Source organism: Foetidibacter luteolus, from assembly GCF_009650435.1.
GTDB lineage: Bacteria > Bacteroidota > Bacteroidia > Chitinophagales > Chitinophagaceae > Foetidibacter > Foetidibacter luteolus.
Genome location: NZ_VVIP01000091.1, coordinates 15,883 through 35,638, shown reverse-complemented (window position 1 = coordinate 35,638; position 19,756 = coordinate 15,883). Strand labels below are relative to the sequence as shown.

Here is a 19,756-nt window from a genome sequence, read left to right as displayed (position 1 = left end):
TTTCCGCTCATACTCCGGCACAAAAGCCCCGCTGCAAAGGCTTCACCGGGGTATCCGCTGCAATCCCTCACCCCTTAGTGTAGCACGCTGCTTTTTTCGCAGGCAGGTTTTTTACTCATACCCTTTTTATGAAAACAAGAACCGTAATTCACTTTGTTGTACCATGTTTAATTGTAAGCTAACTTATTAAAACAAATACCTCCTGCATGCAAAACGGAACCATCTTTCAGTATTTTCATTGGTATTACCCTGCTGACGGCAGTTTATGGAACAGGATTAAAGACGATGCTAAGCACCTTGCAGAACTTGGTTTTACTGCGGTATGGCTGCCGCCTGCCTATAAAGGCACCCACGGAGAGCACTCTGTTGGATATGATGTGTACGACATTTTCGACCTGGGGGAGTTTGACCAGAAAAACAGCGTACGCACCAAGTACGGAACAAAGGATGAGTATGTTGCCGCGGCTAAATCTTTACAGGATAACGGCGTAAAAGTATATGTAGATATTGTGCTTAACCACATGGGCGGGGCCGATGAACATGAAAAAATTTATGTACGCCGGGTTGATGCGCATGACAGAAACCACTTTACCAGCGATGCTTTTGAAATTGAGGCATATACAAAATTCACCTTTCCCGGCAGGCAGGGTAAGTATTCTGATTTTGTTTGGGACCATACCTGCTTTACCGGTACGGATTATGCCAAAGACCTGGATGAGTGCGCCATTTTCAGCATACAAAACGAGCATGGCGAAGGTTGGGAGGACATGGTTGACGATGAGCATGGCAATTACGACTACCTGATGTTTTGCGATATAGAATTCAGGAACACGGCAGTGCGTGAACAGCTTAAATACTGGGGCAAATGGTATTTTGATACGGTGGGTTTCGATGGGGTTAGGCTGGATGCTGTAAAACACATAAGCACCTATTTTTATAATGAATGGCTGGATGCAATGCGTAGCCAAACCCGAAATGATTTGTTTTCCGTAGCTGAATTCTGGGCGCCGCACAACCTCCAGTCTATGCTGGCTTATATTGATGCTACCGGGGGGCGCACAACCCTGTTTGATGCGCCGCTGCAAAATAAGCTGCACCGGGCTTCCAAAGAAGGCAGGAATTTTGATCTTACCTCCATCTTTAACGATACCCTGGTGGCGGCAAGGCCTGAACTGGCGGTAACCCTGGTAGATACGCACGATACACAACCCTTGCAGGCACTCGAAGCGCCGGTAGAACCCTGGTTTAAACCCATAGCGTATGCTTTAATATTGTTAAGGGGAGCAGGATACCCATGCGTTTTTTATGCGGATTTGTATGGGGCAGGTTACAAAGACAAGGGGAAAGACGGCAACGAGTATGAGATTTTTTTACCTGAATGTCCAAATCTTGATAAACTGCTGTATGCCCGCCGGGAATATGCGTATGGCCTGCAAAGGGATTATTTTGATCATAGTAACTGCATAGGCTGGACAAGGGAGGGCGCCGATGAAAAACAGGGTTCCGGCTGCGCGGTAATTGTATCAAATGGGGATAACGGCCACAAAGCCATGGAAATGGGCAAAAAATTTGCTGGCAAAAAAATGTACGACCTGTTGGGCAACTACAAGCGCATGGTTAAGGTAAATGACGAGGGATGGGCTCAGTTTAAGGTTAAAGCGGGATCTGTAAGTGTGTGGGTGGCTAAAGGCTAACGTAAGCAACAAAAAGTTACCGGCAACTTTGCGGCCGTTTTAAAATAGTGTTTACCGCAATATGCGTAACTGTGTGTTTGTTGTAATTTTAAGCGGCGTAACGCTATTTTCAATTACCATGAAACCCTGCTAATCTATGAAGTTAAAAGTTGCCGAGCGTATCCGCATAGGCTACATGACGGCTGTTATACTGCTGTTTATTGCTTTTCTGCTAAACTTTTATACTTCAAGGGAGCTTATAAAGCTGGCTAACAATGTTAACCATACCACCAGCGTTCTAAACAATCTTGAAATACTGGTATCACATGTGAAGGATGGTGAACGGGGCATGCGTGGTTACCTGCTGTTTAACGATGAGTCTTTTTTAGCCCCTTACCACCGTAGCCATGCGCAGGCAGACAGTATAATAAGGGTTTTAAAAACCAACCTTACAGATAAGGAACAACTTGGTACTTTAGAAAAAGTTAAGCAATTGGTAAGACAAAGGTATGCCGCTCTTGCCTTTGCGCTAAATACCTTCAGGGACAGCGGATTGGTTGTTACTAATGACATAAGGAAAAGTGCTTACGAAGAAAGGGTGGTGATGGATTCTTTAAAAATGGCCGTTATGGCTATGCAGGCCAAAGAAAAGCAGGTAATACAAACACCTGCCAGGCAACTTGGTTCTTATTCTTCGGTAATGCGTGTTATTAATACCACTTCGCTGGTAATAGCAATATTTCTTTCAATTTATTCTGTAATGAATTATAACCGGGAGAACACTCAAAAAGAAGAAGCCAATAAAAAAGCTGATGATTACCGGCTGGAACTGGAAAAGAGAATCGAGCAGCTAAACCGCGTTAACCAGGAGCTGGTAGAGTTGAAAAGCATAGAAAAATTCGCTGCTACAGGCCGTATTGCACGTACCATAGCACACGAAGTAAGGAACCCCCTTACCAATATAAGCCTGGCTTGCGAACAGTTGCGTAACGAGGTAGAGCAAAACGATGAAACAGGCATTCTCTTCAGTATGATTGAAAGAAATTCTACCCGTATCAACCAGTTAATTACCGATTTGCTTAACTCCACCAAGTTTGCACAACTTGAGTATTCGCGTATATCCATAAATGATCTGATGGATGAAACATTGGAAAACGCCAAAGACCGGCTTGAATTAAACGGGATAAAGCTTCAGAAATATTATACGGATGTTAAATGCGAGATATCTGTTGATAAAGAGAAAATGAAAATAGCGTTTCTGAACATAATAGTAAATGCGGTGGAAGCAATGTCTCCACAGCACGGCATACTAAAGATTAGAACTGAAAGCAAAAATAACCAGTGTCTTATCAGGATATCAGATAATGGAAAAGGTATGAATGAAGATACTGTCTCCCGTTTGTTTGAGCCTTATTTTACCAGCAAACAAAAAGGCAACGGTTTAGGTTTAACCAATACGCAGAACATCATTTTAAATCATAAGGGAAGTATATCTGTGCAAAGCGCTCCCGCCAAGGGTACAACATTTACTATCACCCTCAACCTTAGCTAACAAACGTAAAATTGTGGAGTTTTTTCCCCAGGTGCGGTCAGGCTTTCTCCTCAGTGAGTATTTCTATTACCCTGTAAACCATTTCACGGGTAAAAGGTTTGCCCATAAAATAGTTTACCCCTTGTTTAAAAGCTTTCTGCCGGTCTGTGGCGGTATCATTGGCTGTAACCATTACAATCTTTGTTTCGGGGTAATACTTTTTTATATACTGTATAAAATCAACTCCTAATCCATCAGGTAAATGGTTATCGAGAAATACAATAGAAGGCGGATCTCTTTTAAGCATCACTTCCGCGTCAGAAAGGGTATTTACATAGGTAGTTTTGTAATTTTTTTGACGCAGGATGCCGCTCAGCAGGTAACAGATATCAATCTCATCATCCACTATAAGAACTTTTAAAGTCATGGGCCATACAGTATTTATAACGCTCTTTTCCACAGCACTTTCAGGTATTATTCAAATCAGGAATTAACAATGCGGATATAAAAATGTGCCATAAATCTCTTCAAAAAATTAAATTTCAGTATTTTACGCAGCCCGGCTTTTTTATAAGGCAAAACAAAATTTATTAACTACATTGTTGAAGCATTTTCAGGCATATTTATTGGGATTTCTTACACAAAAAATTCCCGAATTTTGCAAATGTCTTTGCACTGTTGTTACCTGTGAAATTTACGCCCTGCGTTAATTTACTGCCGCAACATTGCACATGCTTGCTAAAATTTCCCCCGCAACAAAATTAAAGTGAGATTATACTTATGAAAAAAAGAGTGCTTATAATTGATGATGATACGGATATGTGCTTACTTCTCAGCAGGCTTCTTACTAAAAATGGTTACGAAACAGATACCGCACACAGTGGCCTGAAAGGCATAGCCAAGGTTAAAGAATCCACATTTGATGTTGTTTTGTGCGATTACCGCCTGGGAGACAAAGAAGGTAAAGATGTATTACTTGAAATAAAAACCATAAATCCTGAAACAATTGTACTTATCATAACCGGGTATTCAGATATAAAAACCGCCGTTGAAGTCATAAAAAACGGCGCTTACGATTATATTACAAAACCGCTCATCCCCGACGAAGTCTTAAATGTTTTGGCCACTGCTTTAAAGCAGCCTGCAGACAGTTTTTCCAGGCAGGCAGGTGTGCCTGGCAGCCCCGCAGCACCATCCTCTGTAAAAAGCACTGCCGGTCCTCACAAGCTTAGCGGCGAGTATATGGTGGGCCAATCCTCGGTTACCAGGGAGCTGTATAATCAAATTGACCTTGTGGCGCCTACCAATTACAGCGTTATCCTCTACGGCGAAAGTGGTACCGGTAAGGAAGTGATTGCCAAAACCATACACGACAGAAGTAACCGCCGCGATAAGCCTTTTATCGCCATGGATTGCGGTACCCTGTCAAAAGAGCTGGCCGGCAGCGAGCTGTTCGGGCACATTAAAGGTGCCTTCACCGGCGCCCTCAACGATAAAGAAGGCCACTTTGAACTGGCCAATGGCGGCACGCTTTTCCTGGATGAAGTAGCCAACCTTTCTTACGAAATACAGGCATCCCTTCTTAGGGTTATACAGGAACGAAAATTTAAACGTGTTGGCGGCAACAAAGAAATTCATATTGATGTACGCATACTGGTGGCATCTAACGAAAACCTGCAGGAAGCTTACAAAAGCGGCAAGTTTAGGGAAGACCTCTATCACCGCTTCAATGAATTTTCCATTAACCTGCCCCCGCTCAGGCAAAGAAAACAGGATATACTTTCTTTTGCCAATTACTTTCTTGAAAAAACGAATGTGGAAACCGGCAAGCAAATAGAAGGTTTCGAAGAAGAAGTAATGAATGCCTTCCTTAACTATGGATGGCCCGGTAACCTGCGTGAATTCAGAAATGTTATACGCCGGGCTGTACTGCTGACGGCATCAGGTAAAATTGGCGTTGCTACATTACCCTGGGAAATAAAGAATGCATTGTCTTCTGAAAATACCGGCCAGCCGCAGGTGGATATTTCTCAAATTGAATTTCCGCCCAAGGAGAGAGATTTAAAGAACGCAGCGGCAAAAGCAGAATACGAAACCATTATGAACCTGCTGAAAGAAGTAAACTTTAATAAAAAGCGGGCTGCCGAAATTTTAAAGATTGACCGTAAAACGTTGTACAATAAAATAAAGAATTACGAAGATACACGGGAGTTAAATTAACAGCGTATATTTTAAAACGGCGGGGTTTGTATTTAAACAAACCCCGCTTTTATTTTATGCCTGTTTAATAAAAGGCGTTGCAATATCATGATAAAAAAGAAATGTCCAGCCCGCTGCTCTACCCGCTTCCCACCATTGTTGCCTTAACTGCATGCACTTCTTGCCGTCATAGTCGTACTTGGCTACAAAACGGCTTTTCATTTGCTGCAACTGGGGTGCATCATCACCCCCAAAAAAAATCGTTTCACTACTATCCTTCATCCAAAACACCTGGTGGTATGGGCTGTGGCCGGCAGTTACTTCATAAGTAATATAATTGTCAATGCTGCCCTTGTCTTCTTCAAGCAGCACAACATTGCTGCTATGCTGCAGTAGAGACAGCTCCTCGGTCATAAACGATGGAAAACCTGTGTCAAAAGCAAAATCAAGCTCTCTTTTCTGAATGTAATAGGTGGCTTCAGGAAAAGAAATATGATAATTTCCCAGGTTATCTTTTCTGCTTACGCCACCAGCATGGTCTTTGTGCAGGTGCGTCATCAACACTTTGGTAATGCTGGCCGGGTCAATACCATTTGCTTTCAGGTTAGCATGCAATTGCAGCTCCCCCCTTTTTCCAAATCCAAGCCCGGTATCAAGCAGCAACACATCTTTTTCAGTAACTACCACAAAAGGTTGCACTTCTACCAGCAGGCTGCCCACAGGCCGGCTTTGCAGGTTATCATTGTCCTCGTTAAAAGGCACAAAAATCTTGGTCTTATCAATTGTAAACGAACCCTCCGATAAAGGAATAATCTTCATCATCCATACTGTTTATATCATCAAAAAATCAAGTCTTCTCATATAGCTTATACATCGTACATCCCACATCTTGCAGTACAGATATTTCATGCTTTGTACTTCGCAAATCGTACTTGTTTACATCTTACATCCCACATCAAACATCTAACATTTCCATTACATCTTACATCCCACATCAAACATCTAACATAAGTAAGTACTTCGTACTTGGGGGTGCCCCCAAGCTATCGCAAGGGGTCGGGCTTTCCGCTCATACTCCGGCACAAGAGCCGGCACACAAGACCTTCACCGGGGTATCCGCTGCAATCCCTCACCCAAAGTGCAACCCGCTGCCGAATGCATAAAAAAGCAGTGGTGCGGCAACTGTACTTTGCAAGGAATAAAATTAATGGCGGCGGTAATTTGATCAATAATGAACAAAGCGTTGAAGAGTGCGACGCAAGGAACGCCAAATAGTTGTTATAAAGCCTGGCTCCAAAAATTCATTTACAAATTTTATCCTTTGGATGCTGCAACTACTTCTTCTCTAAAAATATTTCAGCCATCATGCAACGCACACTGCCACCGCCAATTGTTTCGATAGTACTTATATCAATAGGTAACAAATCCGTGTGTATTTCAAGAATTTCTTTTTGCTCTTTGGTAAGGCTTTTATAGGCACTTTTGCTTAATATGGTTATCTTTTTGCCTGCGCTGTTTTTTACCTGCAGCATATTGCCGGCATAAGCCCTTACCTGTTCAAAACTTATGGGTATTACTTCATGGCCCGATGCTATCAGCAATTGCTGCACGCCTATTCGTTCTGCGCCATCTTTAATGCTGTCAAGACAAATTACCGCATAACTTTCACCCAGGTGCATAATAACATTCGTATGGTAAACCGGCGATCCTTTTTCATCTGTTGCGCTAAACGATACCGCCCTGTAACCATGCGCTGCCGCAAATTTATCCAGCAGCGATTTATGTGTGCGGTCAGACAGGCAGGCGAATATCAGTTTGCTGTTGTGGTCTATTATCATGCTGCCTGTACCTTCCAGGAAAAACCCCTCCGCTTCAAATTCACTCCAGTCCTGGAAGTCTGTAACCTTATACTCATGGTGCAACTGCTGTAACAGGTCATCCCTTTTTTCAATTCGGCGGTTTATGGCAAACATAGGGTACACAATCAGCTTGCCGCCCGGCATGGTGCTAAACCAGTTGTTGGGGAACACCGCATCAGGCTTTACCGGCATCGGTGTGTCCTGTATAACTATTACATCAATCTTATTTTTCTTCAGTGTTTTTATAAACTCGTCAAACTCTTCTACCGCTGCTTTCTGCACTTCTTTAGTAGAGCCATGCGCCACCTGCGACTGGAAAACATTATTGGCCGCGGTTTCGGTATTGTAACCAAAACAGGCCGGCCGTACCATTAATATGGTTGATGCAATTAAACTCATAGGTAATTATTTAAAAGTCTTTTCTTAACAGTGGCATGCTCATGCAATGGGCCCCGCCCCTTGCCCGTGACAACTCGCCGGACGGCAGCAATATTAAGGTATCTTTTATTGTTTCCGGCATTAAAGCTTTCCTGTCAAACAAATCAAAAAGCTCAGCGGCTTTAAGTATATTATACCCATTGGCGGCAAAGCCCTTTAGCGTTTCCGGGTTGCGGTCGTAACCAACCACAACGCCATCTTTTAAAGCCAGCAGGTTACAGGAGTCTGTCCATTGTTCACGCTCATCATAAGGAAAAACATTATTGCCACTGTAGATAATTTTTACCTCATCTCCAGGTATACCAAAATCTTCCTGGCTTATGTTGCGCAGTAAAGATTCAAGGCCTGTAACTTTTGCTGAAATGTCAACCTGGTAGTTGCGGCCGGCATCATAGGCTTCTGTCAGAGCCTTCTGGTAACGGAATACTTCCACCAGTTCAAAAGTTTGCTTGGCATCGCTGTCATCTAAATCGTGGTAATACGAATAGCGGTTTTCATTCTTTACCTTGTTTAACAACTCTGAGAACTTGCCAAACAATACCCATGTATTGCAGCTTACCTGGGTAAACACCGTATCAATATGCATTTGTGCCCTGTGGCGGGGTATTTTAATAACCGTTATCTTATCAATACCCACTGCACTGTTTTTAAAAATGGCATGTATAATTTCGTTAACAGCGCTGGCAGTAGTACGTTCACTTATGCCAATCAGCAGGTGCCCCTTGGAAATCATCATCACATCGCCGCCTTCTACAGAGGTTTTAAAATTTCGCTGCTCTTCTTCATTCAGCAAAAAGAACTGGCTTGATTCTGATATTTCAATTATGCCGTCCTGGTTGTTTTTAAACAAATGGTAGTAAGAGATAAATTTCATCAGCAGAGATTCCCTTTCCCTTGCCGCGGTAGCAGCATTGCTAAGCAGCAGGTGGTTGTGCAGGGTTATGCCGATGTCCCTGGTAAAAATAAAATTGGGTAATGGCTGAAATACAAATTGCCCATGCTTTTTGCCGGCAACGGGCATCACGCCGCTAATAAGTACTTTGGCAAGCTCATGTGTGTCTTCCACCGCATGCAGCTTTTTTTCTGTGCTGAAGCTGCAGCCCTCCCAGGCGCAAACCGCCGAAATAATTTTTGTACGCACTTCATCCTGCTCCAGCACTTTGGCCAGCAGGTGTTGTGTATCCAGCACTTTATCGCTGTTAAAGTAATGCGGGCTTCCGGGTATAAAGCAATCCATTTGCTTCTGGCCATCATGGTTACGTTCAAACCCGCGTATGTATTCAATTTTCTCAGGATCAAGAAAGTATAGCAATACCTTAATGTATTCGTTGTACTCACGGCGCATATTGTCCAGGTAAACGGTATCATCGTACAGCCACTCCTGGAATTTGCTGGGTACCACTTTACCAATCCCGCCATCGGGGCTGTGTATAATCAATCTTTCCAGGGTACCTATTTCTGAGGTTACATGTATGGCATTCTGCGGCATAAATCTGCTTTTGTTTTGTAATGTATTATTGCAAGTTACGTACAAGCCGCCGGGTTTAATTTTCCAGCAGGCTGTCACCGGTATCTTCCAGCAGGTTAAGATTAACGGCATCAGCGCCGGCAATGCCTTCAATAGAACCTTTTATATGTGCGGCGTTCAGCAACACTTTCTCCAGTTGCTTCTCCCTTGCTTTCCAGAGCTTCTCCATCGCATCCCGCTCTTTCTGAATGCTTAGCTTCATACTCATAAAACCCTCACGAATGGCTTTCCATTGTTCGCCAAACTCGTTGCTGATGAGATAATCGTACAGCATCACCATTTTATCCCCCTTGTTTTCCTCACTTTTTTTGAAGTCAGCAATTTTAAGCAGGGCATTGCGCAGCAGCAAAGCCACGCTCCGCACTTCGGTAAAAGTGCAGATGTACACGCCGTCTTTCTCGCCAAACCGTTCCATATCTTTTGGCAAAGCCTGCGTAACAATAATGGCTACATCGGCGCCCAGGCTGCGCATGTCTGCTTTCAGCTTTTCAATCCAGTCGTTGCTAAAGTCCTTCGTGCGTTTGCTTTCATAGATAATTTTTCCGGCTTCGCTGCCAAACTTGTTGCGTACGGTTTGTATGCAATCCGCACCGCGTACGCCCTTGCCCACTTCTTTTATCTCGTCAAAGGGAAAAGTGGTTTGCAGAATTTCTTCCAGCAGCAGTTCCTGCACTTCACCCTGCAACTGCATGCTGCCCTGTTCCGCCTTGCGGCGCATTTCTTCCGCCAGTTTTTTCTGGTCTTCCAGTTGCTTTTCCAGTTCTTTTAAGCGCAACTGGTGTTCCTGTTCTTTCAGGCCAAGGCGTTCCTGCTCTTCTTTTTGCAATTGCTGCTTCAGCCTTTCCCGCTCATCCATCAGCTTGCGCTGTACATTCAGTTCCAGCTCTGCTTCCCGGTTTTTCAACTCTTGTTCCTTCTGTAAAAACTCCAGTTCTCTTTTGCGGGCTTCCTTCAATTTCTCTTCGTTGTCGCTGGCGTTTTCCTGTAAAAGTTTCAGGCGGTTTTCATAATCGGCGGTAATGTTCCTGCGAATGTTTTCTTCCAGTTGCTGGTTGCGCTTTTTCAGTTCTTCATCCAGTTTTTTATTGTACAATTCTTCCTGTTGCTGGCGCAACCTTACATATTCTTCTTCCTTTTTTCGCAGTTCATCTTCCTTGGATTTTTTATAATCCATCATCTGCTGCCGCAACTGCTGCTTTTCCTTTTCAATATTCTCTTTCAACTCATCGTTTAGCGCATCTTCCAAAGGAAATTCATGGCCGCAGTTGGGGCATTTGATCATTGTAGCCATTGCCGCTGTATTTTTTTTGACAAGATAGGCAGAAATGCTTCAAAGTTACAGAGTGGTTAAACAGCAGCTAATATGCTTCAATGGTTAAGCCCGGGCACAATGCTCTTTTTTGTTGGTTGGCTGAATAGTAACGGATGCTTTGCCTGGAAGAAATCCTGCAGTTGAATGGCTGCCGGATTGAAGCGGAAAGCCCGCAGCCACGAGGTACGAGTGGCGAGGACTTGCAGCGGAAAGCCGGTACCACAGCCTCAACAAAGTTATTGCAGCCGAAAGCCCCAAATATTACGTCAGTAAATACTTCGCACTTTCATTTGCACGGTTACAAACTCCCCATTGCGTATAACAATTATTTTAAGTTTGTTACCGGCGCTTTGCAGCATGGCTTTGTACACCTGTATATTGCCGGACAGGTTATTGTCAATGCCGAAAATGATGTCGCCATCTTTAAGGCCGGCTTTATCGGCAGGGGAATCTTTTATTACATCGGAAATGGTAATAAGGCCATTTATCATATATACGCTCATGCCCACATAAGAATAGTCGAAAGAGTCTGTATAATGTGTATTGGGCTTAAGGTGAATTTCCCTTTCAGGATAATTGATAACGGTGTTAAACCTGCGCAGCAAATCGTTGCCAATAAGGCCGCCCAACATGGGGTACGATGTAATGTTAAACTCGTCATCAAAAACGTACACAGGCACATTCCTGAACTTATAAGGGCCCAGCTTTACCTGCTTTATAACCGTAAGCTGCATGCTTTTTTTACCGCCCAGGCCCTCCGCCTGTGTAGTATAAAATTTCCTTTTGCGCTTAAGCAGTGCGCTGTCTTTTACAATTTCCTCGCACAGCAGCATGCAAAGCCCGGCGCCGGTATCAAAGTAATAGCGTGCATCAAAAGCGTTTTCATCTTTTACCATCACGTTTTGTATTGGTATGGTGCCAAACCTGGGCCTTAGCATAAACCCGCCGCGGGGATACTTGTAGGTGCCGGGTGCAAATACATTTATTTCCAGTTTATCGTAGTCTATGGCAACGATATAACGGCGCAAAAAACTGTAGCCGATAATGCCATCAATCTTTACACCATAGGTGCTGGAAAGAAGGTCGTAATTGTTTACATGAAAATCAAGCCTCTCCACATCAAGACCCTTTAATTTTAGTGTGTGGTTGTAAGCAAATTCAACAGTACGCATACCTGCAATGCCGCGTACTGTTTTATCACTCATTTCTTTTTTAACGCCCAGGTATTCTGTGGTAGAAGAGTCAAGCGATATGCCGCCGCTGCCGGTATCCAGCACAAAGTTTAAAGTGTCTTTATAGTTATCCAACAAGGCATGAATAATGATAATGCCGCCGGTAATCTGGTAAAAGGGGAGGGTAGTAAGCTTTTGAGCGGGGGCAGGCAATATCTGTTCCTGTGCTGGTAATACCACAGGCAGACAAGCTATCGTTAATATAAGCAACTGAAGCCGGGCTATTGTTATATGTATAAACCTTTCCTTTCCTGCCACGCTTGTGCTTTTGATTCTTCGTTAAATAAGATATTATCTGAAATTACAACAATATCATTTTCAGCCAATGCCGCTGATAAAATAAATTGCAGCCTGGCCCTCGTGTAACACAGGTTTAAAGTGAACCCCTACTGTGTTTGAACACCTCTTTAATGGGCATTGTTTTGTAGCTTAGCCATTCTTCTTTATAAACAGTAAACAGTATGAAGACAGTTATTATAACAGGCGCAGGCGGCGGGCTTGGAACTACCGTGGTAAAAGAGTTTTTAAATAAAGGCTACCAGGTTATCGCAACCGTGTCAGGCGAAGAAAAAAAGAGAGAACTGGAGCCGCATAGCCTGCTGGACGTGCAGGTGGTTGATTTAAGCAACGAACAGCAAACCGCGGCGTTTGTGCAAAACAACATTGACAAATACAAAAACATTGATGCCGCTTTACTGCTTGCCGGCGGCTTTGCCATGGGCAGCATAGCAGATACAAAATCGGATGATATTCAAAAGCAGGTAGCGTTAAACTTTAATACTGCATATCATGTAGCCCGGCCTTTGTTCAGCCACATGCTGCAGCATGGCAATGGGCGTATTGTATTCATAGGCTCCCGCCCGGCCATTAATACCGCCCTGGGCAAAAGCATGCTGGCGTACACGCTTAGCAAATCTTTACTGCTTAGGTTGGCGGAAATAATGAACGAAGAAGCTAAAGGAAAAAATGTGGCCGCGGTTGTAGTTGCTCCCTCAACCATTGATACGCCGGCCAACCGCAAAGCTATGCCCAATGCCGGTTTTGATAACTGGGTTACCCCTGCAGCACTTGCGGGCATACTGGAGTTTGTTGTTGGCGATAACGGCCAAACGTTGCGTGAACCAGTACTTAAGGTGTATAACAATGCTTAAGGTAAGGTTGCTAATCCCGATACTGATTGTATGGCTTTTACAAAATGCGCATTACGCATCGGCACAACAGCCAGTTAAGCAATTTGCTGAAAATGCATTATTAGCAGAAGACAGTGCTACACTTGCAAAAGAATTTGGCGCTAATAAAGAAATTCCGGCAGCGCTTGCCAGGCCAATACTGGTAGCATTGTCTTATTTTCCGGAGCTTAGGCAAACATATATCAGGTTTGAATACAGGCACTATATTTCTCCATTGGCTGCTAAGCCGAGATTTTTCAGCATTTTTAGAAAAGGCAGCAAGGCAAAATATATAATTACCATCAGCGATTCCAGCAATGCATTTCTGTCGCCAATACTCATTAAGTACATGGATTATAACGCCCGTATTGGCGTAATTGGGCACGAGCTTAGTCATGTGTCCTACTTTGTCAACGGTGGTTTTGGCAGATTCATAAGAACAGGTATTGGCCATCTATCCCGGGCATATATGAACAGGTTTGAGTTTGCTACAGACAGCCTGTGCATAGCTCATGGCCTGGGTTACCAGCTATTGGCCTGGAGCAGGTTTATACAAAAACAATTTGGCAACGCCGAACAAACTGAGGCTACAGAAAACAGTAGTGTTGATAAAAATGAACGATACATGAGCCCGGCCACTGTTAAACGCTATATACGTATGATGCCTGGCGTTTATGGGCACAACCCCGATTATTAACATATACATAAACCAGGCTCGCTGCAAATGTTCATTATTGCCCTACTTTTAGCGCATGAAAAACATTTTCTTTTGTTTGCTGATGATTATTTGCGCAAATGCCTTTGCACAGGCGCCGCTGAATGTAATGACGTTTAATATCCGCTACAACAACCCGGGTGACAGCCTAAATGCCTGGCCTTACCGTAAGGACAATGCTGCCTCCCAGGTATTGTTTCATCAAACCAATCTTTTGGGTGTGCAGGAAGCCCTGCACGACCAGATGGAGGACCTGCTGCAGCGCCTGCCCGCGTTTAAATACTTTGGTGTAGGCCGTGATGATGGTAAAACCGCCGGCGAATACAGCGCTATTTTTTACGATACTACCCGCCTGCTTTGGATAAAGGGCGCCACTTTCTGGCTGTCTCAAACACCGGAAGTGCCAGGCTCCAAAGGCTGGGATGCCGATATAACAAGGCTGGTAACCTGGTGTCTTTTTAAAGACAGGCTAACCAATAAAACCTTCTACGCTTTCAATACGCATTTTGACCACCGTGGCCAGCAGGCAAGGGCCGAAAGCGCCAAACTGCTGTTGCAAAAAGTAAAAGAAATTGCCGGCAGTACGCCTGCTTTTATCACCGGCGATTTTAATGCCCGCCCATCAGACGAGCCGATAAAAATTATTACCGACAGCAATAACCCTAACCGGTTAACTGACAGCAAGGCCATCAGCGAAACGCCACACTATGGGCCGCAGGGAACTTTTACCGGCTTTAAAGAAAAGGAGCTGGGCAACGAACCTATTGACCATATTTTTATCAGGAATGGCGTACAGGTTTTGCAGCACGCCACACTTTCGCAAACATGGCAGGGGCGTTTTTCATCAGACCATTTTCCCGTTTTTGCAAGGGTGGTTATATAGGTGTTTAAGTTGTAAACCTAACATCTTAAGTGGTTATGTGCTTCGTACGTGTTTACATCGTACTTCCCACATCGTACATCTAACATATTACAGGTACTTCGTAAATCCTAAATCGTACTTGTTTTACATCGTACATCCCACATCTAACATCTAACATAAGTAAGTACTTCGTACTTCGCAAATCGTACTTGGGGGTGCCCCCAAGCTACGCAAGGGGTCGGGCTTTCCGCTCATACTCCGCCACAGGGCCGGGCTGCGAAGGCTTCAGCGGGGTATCCGCTGCAATCCCTCACCCAAAAGTGACGCCTGTTGATTATTGTACTGAAACGCTCAATAACATGCTCATAAAATCTGCCTCTTTTTATTGAAGCATACTTGCCTTTACCCCAATACCTTTGCAGCGTTTATGAATACGCATACCGCTTTTATACGCTACACACGATTTGTATTGGTATTTGTTTTTTTAGTAATACTTGCCGGCGGCGTAGTACGCACCACGCAAAGCGGTATGGGCTGCCCGGATTGGCCGCGCTGCTTTGGCAGGTGGGTACCGCCTACAGATGCCAGCCAGTTGCCCCCTTATTTTGAAAAATACCTGAAGCAGCAGGATATTGACCATACCTTTAATGCTTACCATACCTGGATTGAATACATTAACCGCTTGCTGGGCGCTTTGCTGGGTGTTTGGATTTTTATCCATACCGTCTGGAGCTTTAGAAAATACTCTAAAACCAACCGTAAAATTTTCTGGCTGTCGTTATTGTTGTTACTGGCAACAGGGTTCCAGGGCTGGCTGGGCAAAAAGGTAGTTGATGCTAACCTTGCTGTAGTAAAAGTAACCACGCACATGCTGGTAGCTTTGGTAATTGCGGCTATACCATTAATCATTATACACCTGCTTAAGCGCCAGGAAAGACTAAGCAACAAACGTTTAAAATGGTTAACGCTGGTAACATTGCTGGTATTGCTGGCGCAAATTGTATTGGGCACCGAAGTGCGGGAGCAAATAGATGAAATAGCCAAACCACTGTTGTACACCCGGCGAGAAACCTGGATAGCCCGCCTTGACCATTATTTTACCCTGCACAAAATTATGGCATGGCTGGTGGCTGTATTGTGTATTGGTATTTTCTGGCTGTCCCTTGGTTATAAGCAGGTACAGCGCAAAGGCGTATTTATCCTGGTTTCTGTATTGCTTACCATTGCCATGGGGTTAATATTGGCCGGGTTAAATATGCCGGCTTTTGCGCAACCTGCGCATTTGCTGATGGCCAGTTTACTTGTTATTCAGTTACTTGACGTAAGGCTGAAAATTAAGTAGCATGTTCATGATAGTATGAGCAGAATAAAACTGTGTAATAGCACCGATGAAACCCGGGTTACCGCATCCTTATAGCCCAACCCTGCAAGGGTTGAATACGCGTGGGGTTCAACCCTTGCAGGGTTGCTGTACGATTCATTCTTTAACCCCGGTTTGCAACCGGGGCTATTGTTATTTATGCCCTTCGGGCAATGTTTTACCCACAAAGTGTTCCGCCACAACACAGGTTGTGTAATAAGTTTATTCTGGTTAATACTATGTTGAATATTTTACCAGGCGTTTCATCAATCAAAAAATATAACCAACCTTTCACCCACTCAACACACCGGTAACCAGCAACTTGTAACCGGTAACTGTCTTTCGGGTGAGGGATTGAAGCGGTTACCCCGGTGAGGCCTTCGCAGCGGGGCCTTGTGCCGGAGTAATAGCGGAAAGCCCGGCCCGAGGTACGAGGGACACCCCCCTAAAAAACATTCACGCACCCATAATACTACAACCCTGGATAGGTAAAAGAATGCAATTGCACATTTTTACCCTGTTTGCAGTATAGCGAAATAGTTTGAGTACCCATAAGCCTATTTAAGCGCTTCGTATAAAATCTCCACGGGGTGTTTGGCTGTTCTGCCGGTGCCGTCTTTCACCTGGTGGCGGCAACTGGTGCCGGGTGCGGCTATAATAACATCTTCGGGCTGTTTACGTATTGTTGGCAGTAATACCAGCTCCGCTATTTTCATAGAGATATCGTAGTGTTCCTTCTCATAACCAAAAGAACCGGCCATACCACAACAGCCGGAAGGTATATTTTCAACTTGATAATTCTCTGGTAAGGAAAGAATTTTTACAGAAGGCGCTACAGAAGACAATGCTTTTTGCTGGCAATGCCCGTGAAGTTTTATAATACGTTTTTCTGTGCTGAACTGCTCTTTGCCAATATTGCCTTTTTCAATTTCCCGGGCCAGGAATTCATCTATGGTAAATACATTTTTCGCCAGCTTTTTGGCTGCTTCATAGTTTTCATCTGTAGCAAGGTCCACATACTCATCTCTGAAAGTAAGAATGGCAGAAGGCTCAATTCCAATCAGTGGGCTATCTTCTGTTACCACATTAGCCAGCAGCTCAATGTTTTTGTTGGCTATTTTTTTAGCCTGCCGTACCAGCCCTTTGGATAACCATGCCCTGCCGCTTTCCTCATGGCTGGGAATGGTTACTTCGTAACCCAGCTTTTGCAATAGCAGGATGGCTTTAATGCCTATTTCAGTATCGTTATAGTTGGTAAATTCATCGCAGAACAGGTACAGTTGCCTGCCGCCGGCAGCACCCTGCTTGTTTTTACGGTACCAGCTTTGCAGCGTGGTTTTGTACATGGCAGGCATAGAGCGGTTAACAGCAAAGCCTGACATTTTCTTTACCAGTGTGCTGATGCCCTTGTTTGTCATTACAAAATTGTAGAGGCCTGGCGCAATTGCACCCAGCTTGGCCGATTTGCTAAAGTTGGCAATCAACCTGCTCCTGAAAGGAACACCGTTGGCATCATAGTAATGCTGAAGAAATTCGGCCTTCAACTTTCCCATGTCTACATTAGAAGGGCACTCGGATTTACAGCCCTTGCAACTCAGGCACAAATCCATCACCTCGTAAATCTCTTTATGGTCAAAACGGTTAACCTTGTTGGAGTTGGTAAGAAATTCCCTCAGAATGTTGGCCCTGGCACGGGTGGTATCTTTTTCGTTGCGGGTAGCCATGAAAGAAGGGCACATGGTGCCGCCGGAGAGGTGAGACTTACGGCAATCGCCGGAGCCATTACACTGTTCCGCATGCTGCAGCACATCCTGGTTGGGGTAACGGAAAATGGTATTGAACCGTGGTGTTTGCTGGCCTGGTGCGTAACGCAGCATGCTGTTCATAGATGGTGTATCTACAATTTTACCGGGGTTAAAGATATTAGCCGGGTCCCAGGTTTGCTTGATTTCCTTTAGCAGGCGGTAGTTTTTTTCACCTACCATCTGCTTAATAAATTCTCCACGCAGGCGGCCGTCTCCATGCTCGCCGCTAAGGGAGCCGTTGTATTTTTTAACCAACGTGGCAATTTCTTCTGCAATGGTGCGGAATAGCTGGTTGCCTTCTTTGGTTTTAAGGTTAATAATAGGCCGCAAGTGTATTTCACCGCTGCCTGCATGCGCATAATGTACGGAATAAAGGTTGTGCTTTTTAAGCACCAGGTTAAAGTCGCGGATAAAATCCGGCAGGTCGTTTACATCCACCGCGGTATCTTCAATAACCGGTACAGCCTTCTCATCGCCGGGCAGGTTACTCAACAGGCCAAGGCCGGCTTTGCGTAGTGTCCATATCTTCTTGGTATCTTCTCCAAACAGCAACGGAAAATGATAACCCAGCCCCGCCGCTCTCATTTCCGCTTCGGCCTGGGCGGCAACAGCTATTACTTCTTCCCTGGTTTGGCGGGCATACTCCACCACCAGTATGGCGCCGGGGTCTCCCTGTACAAAAAAACGGTTCTTGCGTTGCTCTATGTTGTCTTTGGTACATTCCAGTATGTAATGGTCAATCAACTCGCTGGCGCTGGGTGCATATTTTAAAGCTATAAGGTTGGCCCTTAAAGATTCGTCGATGGTATTAAAGTGAACGCACAGCAGCCCAGCCTCTTTGGGCGGCAGCGGTACCACGTTTAACTTAATTTCTGTAATCAATGCCAGTGTGCCTTCAGAACCCGCTATCAGTTTGCAAAAATTAAAGTCGGGTTCCCCGGCGGTAAAAGGCGCCGTATCCAGCAACATATCTACGGCGTAGCCGGTGTTCCTGCGTTCAATGCTTTTTTTAGGAAATTCCTTCCTTATCTCTGCCTGGTTATCGTAATTGCCCAGCATGCCCCTTACCTTCCTGTAAATAGAAGCTTCCAGGCTATCCCCTTCGCACTTGGCATGAAATTCATCCAGGCCCAGTGTTTTAAACTCCGCTTCACTTCCATCACTCAATAATGCTTTTACTTCCAGCAAATGCTCCCTGGTACTGCGGTACACTACAGAGTTAGAGCCGCAGGAGTTGTTGCCTACCATGCCGCCAATCATGGCGCGGTTGGCAGTGGATGTTTCCGGGCCAAAAAAAAGGCCGTGCGGTTTCAGGAACATGTTCAGCTCATCCCGTACAACGCCGGGCTGTACCCGCACCCATTTTTCCTCCTTATTCAGTTCAATAATCTGCGTAAAGTATTTAGATACATCAACCACTATGCCTGCGCCCACTACCTGGCCCGCCAGCGATGTGCCTGCGGTACGCGGTATAAGCGAAGTTTGGTTGGCATGTGCAAAACTTATCAGTTGTTTAAGGTCATCTGTTGTTTTAGGGATGGCCACCGCCAGCGGCATTTCGCGGTAAGCAGATGCATCGGTAGCATAAAGAATACGCATGGTGTCATCATAATACAATTCCCCGGTCAGGGATTGGGCCAACTGCCGCAACTTGTCGTTCATTATGTAGCTCGCTTTTTCTTATAAGGATGGCAAATTTAGTTGTTTTGCCGCTTTGGCAGCAGCTTACCGTACATAGCGGTTTATTGGCCGCGGTTTTTAGGTGCCGGCAGGCATAACCGTTAACTTAGCGGCCCGCCTGCAAAATAAAAGCGTGCTACACCTTGGGTGAGGGATTGAAGCGGCTACCCCGGTGAGGCCATCGCAGCACGGATTTTGTGCCGGAGTAGTAGCACAACCGAGAAAAAGCAACTAAATGTTGCTTTGACGAAGGTTGCGAACGCAGTTCTGCCCGACCCGAGTCACGAGGAACACCCCCAAAGGCAAGTACGAAGTACTTGTGATAGGTAAGATGTGGAATGTACGGTGTACGATGTAAAAACACCTGTGTCATTGTGTTTGATACAAAAATGA

Annotated in this window: 14 protein-coding genes; 7 read left to right on the top strand and 7 right to left on the bottom strand. The window is 44.8% G+C overall.

The genetic code is table 11. The features are described 5' to 3' along the window. Positions 1-206: 206 nt before the first annotated feature. Together F0364_RS27070 and F0364_RS27065 are read left to right on the top strand one after the other, a co-directional pair. Complete coding sequence (locus tag F0364_RS27070) at positions 207-1,694, top strand: alpha-amylase (RefSeq protein ID WP_153800950.1); 1,488 nt, start codon at positions 207-209, stop codon at positions 1,692-1,694. A 136-nt stretch (positions 1,695-1,830) separates the two neighbouring features. Next, complete coding sequence (locus F0364_RS27065; RefSeq protein WP_153800949.1) at positions 1,831-3,225, top strand: ATP-binding protein; 1,395 nt, start codon at positions 1,831-1,833, stop codon at positions 3,223-3,225. Positions 3,226-3,262: 37 nt separating this feature from the next. Here the strand turns inward: F0364_RS27065 and F0364_RS27060 are convergent, their stop codons facing one another. Further along, positions 3,263-3,631 (bottom strand): response regulator, encoded by a 369-nt coding sequence (locus F0364_RS27060; protein WP_153800948.1) that lies wholly within the window; start codon positions 3,629-3,631, stop codon positions 3,263-3,265. Positions 3,632-3,984: 353 nt separating this feature from the next. Between F0364_RS27060 and F0364_RS27055 the strand changes: the two genes are divergently transcribed. Continuing rightward, positions 3,985-5,424, top strand: a complete 1,440-nt coding sequence (locus tag F0364_RS27055; RefSeq protein WP_153800947.1) for a sigma-54-dependent transcriptional regulator — start codon at positions 3,985-3,987, stop codon at positions 5,422-5,424. Between the two features lie 54 nt (positions 5,425-5,478). On the opposite strand, the gene F0364_RS27050 is transcribed toward F0364_RS27055, so the two are convergent. The 5 genes from F0364_RS27050 to F0364_RS27030 form a co-directional block, all read right to left on the bottom strand. Next, positions 5,479-6,225 carry an MBL fold metallo-hydrolase gene (locus F0364_RS27050; protein WP_235921327.1) on the bottom strand — a complete coding sequence of 249 codons (747 nt, stop codon included), beginning with the start codon at positions 6,223-6,225 and terminating at the stop codon, positions 5,479-5,481. A gap of 512 nt (positions 6,226-6,737) precedes the next feature. Continuing rightward, on the bottom strand, positions 6,738-7,661 hold the full coding sequence (gene ctlX, locus F0364_RS27045; RefSeq protein WP_207632904.1) for a citrulline utilization hydrolase CtlX: 924 nt from the start codon (positions 7,659-7,661) through the stop codon (positions 6,738-6,740). Between the two features lie 10 nt (positions 7,662-7,671). Beyond that, entirely contained in the window at positions 7,672-9,189 is a 1,518-nt protein-coding gene (locus F0364_RS27040; RefSeq protein ID WP_153800946.1) for an arginine deiminase family protein, read from the bottom strand. A 55-nt stretch (positions 9,190-9,244) separates the two neighbouring features. Beyond that, entirely contained in the window at positions 9,245-10,519 is a 1,275-nt protein-coding gene (locus F0364_RS27035; protein ID WP_153800945.1) for a DUF2130 domain-containing protein, read from the bottom strand. A gap of 287 nt (positions 10,520-10,806) precedes the next feature. Continuing rightward, positions 10,807-12,030 carry an aspartyl protease family protein gene (locus F0364_RS27030; protein ID WP_235921316.1) on the bottom strand — a complete coding sequence of 408 codons (1,224 nt, stop codon included), beginning with the start codon at positions 12,028-12,030 and terminating at the stop codon, positions 10,807-10,809. Between the two features lie 203 nt (positions 12,031-12,233). Between F0364_RS27030 and F0364_RS27025 the strand changes: the two genes are divergently transcribed. From F0364_RS27025 to F0364_RS27010, 4 genes are all read left to right on the top strand, one after another. Further along, positions 12,234-12,923 carry an SDR family NAD(P)-dependent oxidoreductase gene (locus F0364_RS27025; protein ID WP_153800944.1) on the top strand — a complete coding sequence of 230 codons (690 nt, stop codon included), beginning with the start codon at positions 12,234-12,236 and terminating at the stop codon, positions 12,921-12,923. Beyond that, a complete protein-coding gene (locus F0364_RS27020) occupies positions 12,916-13,638 on the top strand; it encodes a hypothetical protein (RefSeq protein ID WP_153800943.1) in 723 nt (240 codons plus the stop codon). Before F0364_RS27025 ends, F0364_RS27020 begins: the two co-directional genes overlap by 8 nt. Before the next feature lie 55 nt (positions 13,639-13,693). Next, positions 13,694-14,539 carry an endonuclease/exonuclease/phosphatase family protein gene (locus tag F0364_RS27015; RefSeq protein ID WP_153800942.1) on the top strand — a complete coding sequence of 282 codons (846 nt, stop codon included), beginning with the start codon at positions 13,694-13,696 and terminating at the stop codon, positions 14,537-14,539. Positions 14,540-14,945: 406 nt separating this feature from the next. Continuing rightward, on the top strand, positions 14,946-15,860 hold the full coding sequence (locus F0364_RS27010) for a COX15/CtaA family protein (protein WP_153800941.1): 915 nt from the start codon (positions 14,946-14,948) through the stop codon (positions 15,858-15,860). Positions 15,861-16,435: 575 nt separating this feature from the next. On the opposite strand, the gene F0364_RS27005 is transcribed toward F0364_RS27010, so the two are convergent. Next, on the bottom strand, positions 16,436-19,345 hold the full coding sequence (locus F0364_RS27005; protein ID WP_153800940.1) for an FAD-binding and (Fe-S)-binding domain-containing protein: 2,910 nt from the start codon (positions 19,343-19,345) through the stop codon (positions 16,436-16,438). Positions 19,346-19,756 lie beyond the last annotated feature (411 nt).

Excerpts from the sequence above, each read along its gene's own strand:
- F0364_RS27070 (WP_153800950.1), top strand. The coding sequence starts at position 207 with ATGCAAAACGGAACCATCTTTCAGTATTTTCATTGGTATTACCCTGCT.
- F0364_RS27065 (WP_153800949.1), top strand. The coding sequence starts at position 1,831 with ATGAAGTTAAAAGTTGCCGAGCGTATCCGCATAGGCTACATGACGGCT.
- F0364_RS27060 (WP_153800948.1), bottom strand. The coding sequence starts at position 3,631 with ATGACTTTAAAAGTTCTTATAGTGGATGATGAGATTGATATCTGTTAC.
- F0364_RS27055 (WP_153800947.1), top strand. The coding sequence starts at position 3,985 with ATGAAAAAAAGAGTGCTTATAATTGATGATGATACGGATATGTGCTTA.
- F0364_RS27050 (WP_235921327.1), bottom strand. The coding sequence starts at position 6,225 with ATGATGAAGATTATTCCTTTATCGGAGGGTTCGTTTACAATTGATAAG.
- ctlX (WP_207632904.1), bottom strand. The coding sequence starts at position 7,661 with ATGAGTTTAATTGCATCAACCATATTAATGGTACGGCCGGCCTGTTTT.
- F0364_RS27040 (WP_153800946.1), bottom strand. The coding sequence starts at position 9,189 with ATGCCGCAGAATGCCATACATGTAACCTCAGAAATAGGTACCCTGGAA.
- F0364_RS27035 (WP_153800945.1), bottom strand. The coding sequence starts at position 10,519 with ATGGCTACAATGATCAAATGCCCCAACTGCGGCCATGAATTTCCTTTG.
- F0364_RS27025 (WP_153800944.1), top strand. The coding sequence starts at position 12,234 with ATGAAGACAGTTATTATAACAGGCGCAGGCGGCGGGCTTGGAACTACC.
- F0364_RS27020 (WP_153800943.1), top strand. The coding sequence starts at position 12,916 with ATGCTTAAGGTAAGGTTGCTAATCCCGATACTGATTGTATGGCTTTTA.
- F0364_RS27015 (WP_153800942.1), top strand. The coding sequence starts at position 13,694 with ATGAAAAACATTTTCTTTTGTTTGCTGATGATTATTTGCGCAAATGCC.
- F0364_RS27010 (WP_153800941.1), top strand. The coding sequence starts at position 14,946 with ATGAATACGCATACCGCTTTTATACGCTACACACGATTTGTATTGGTA.
- F0364_RS27005 (WP_153800940.1), bottom strand. The coding sequence starts at position 19,345 with ATGAACGACAAGTTGCGGCAGTTGGCCCAATCCCTGACCGGGGAATTG.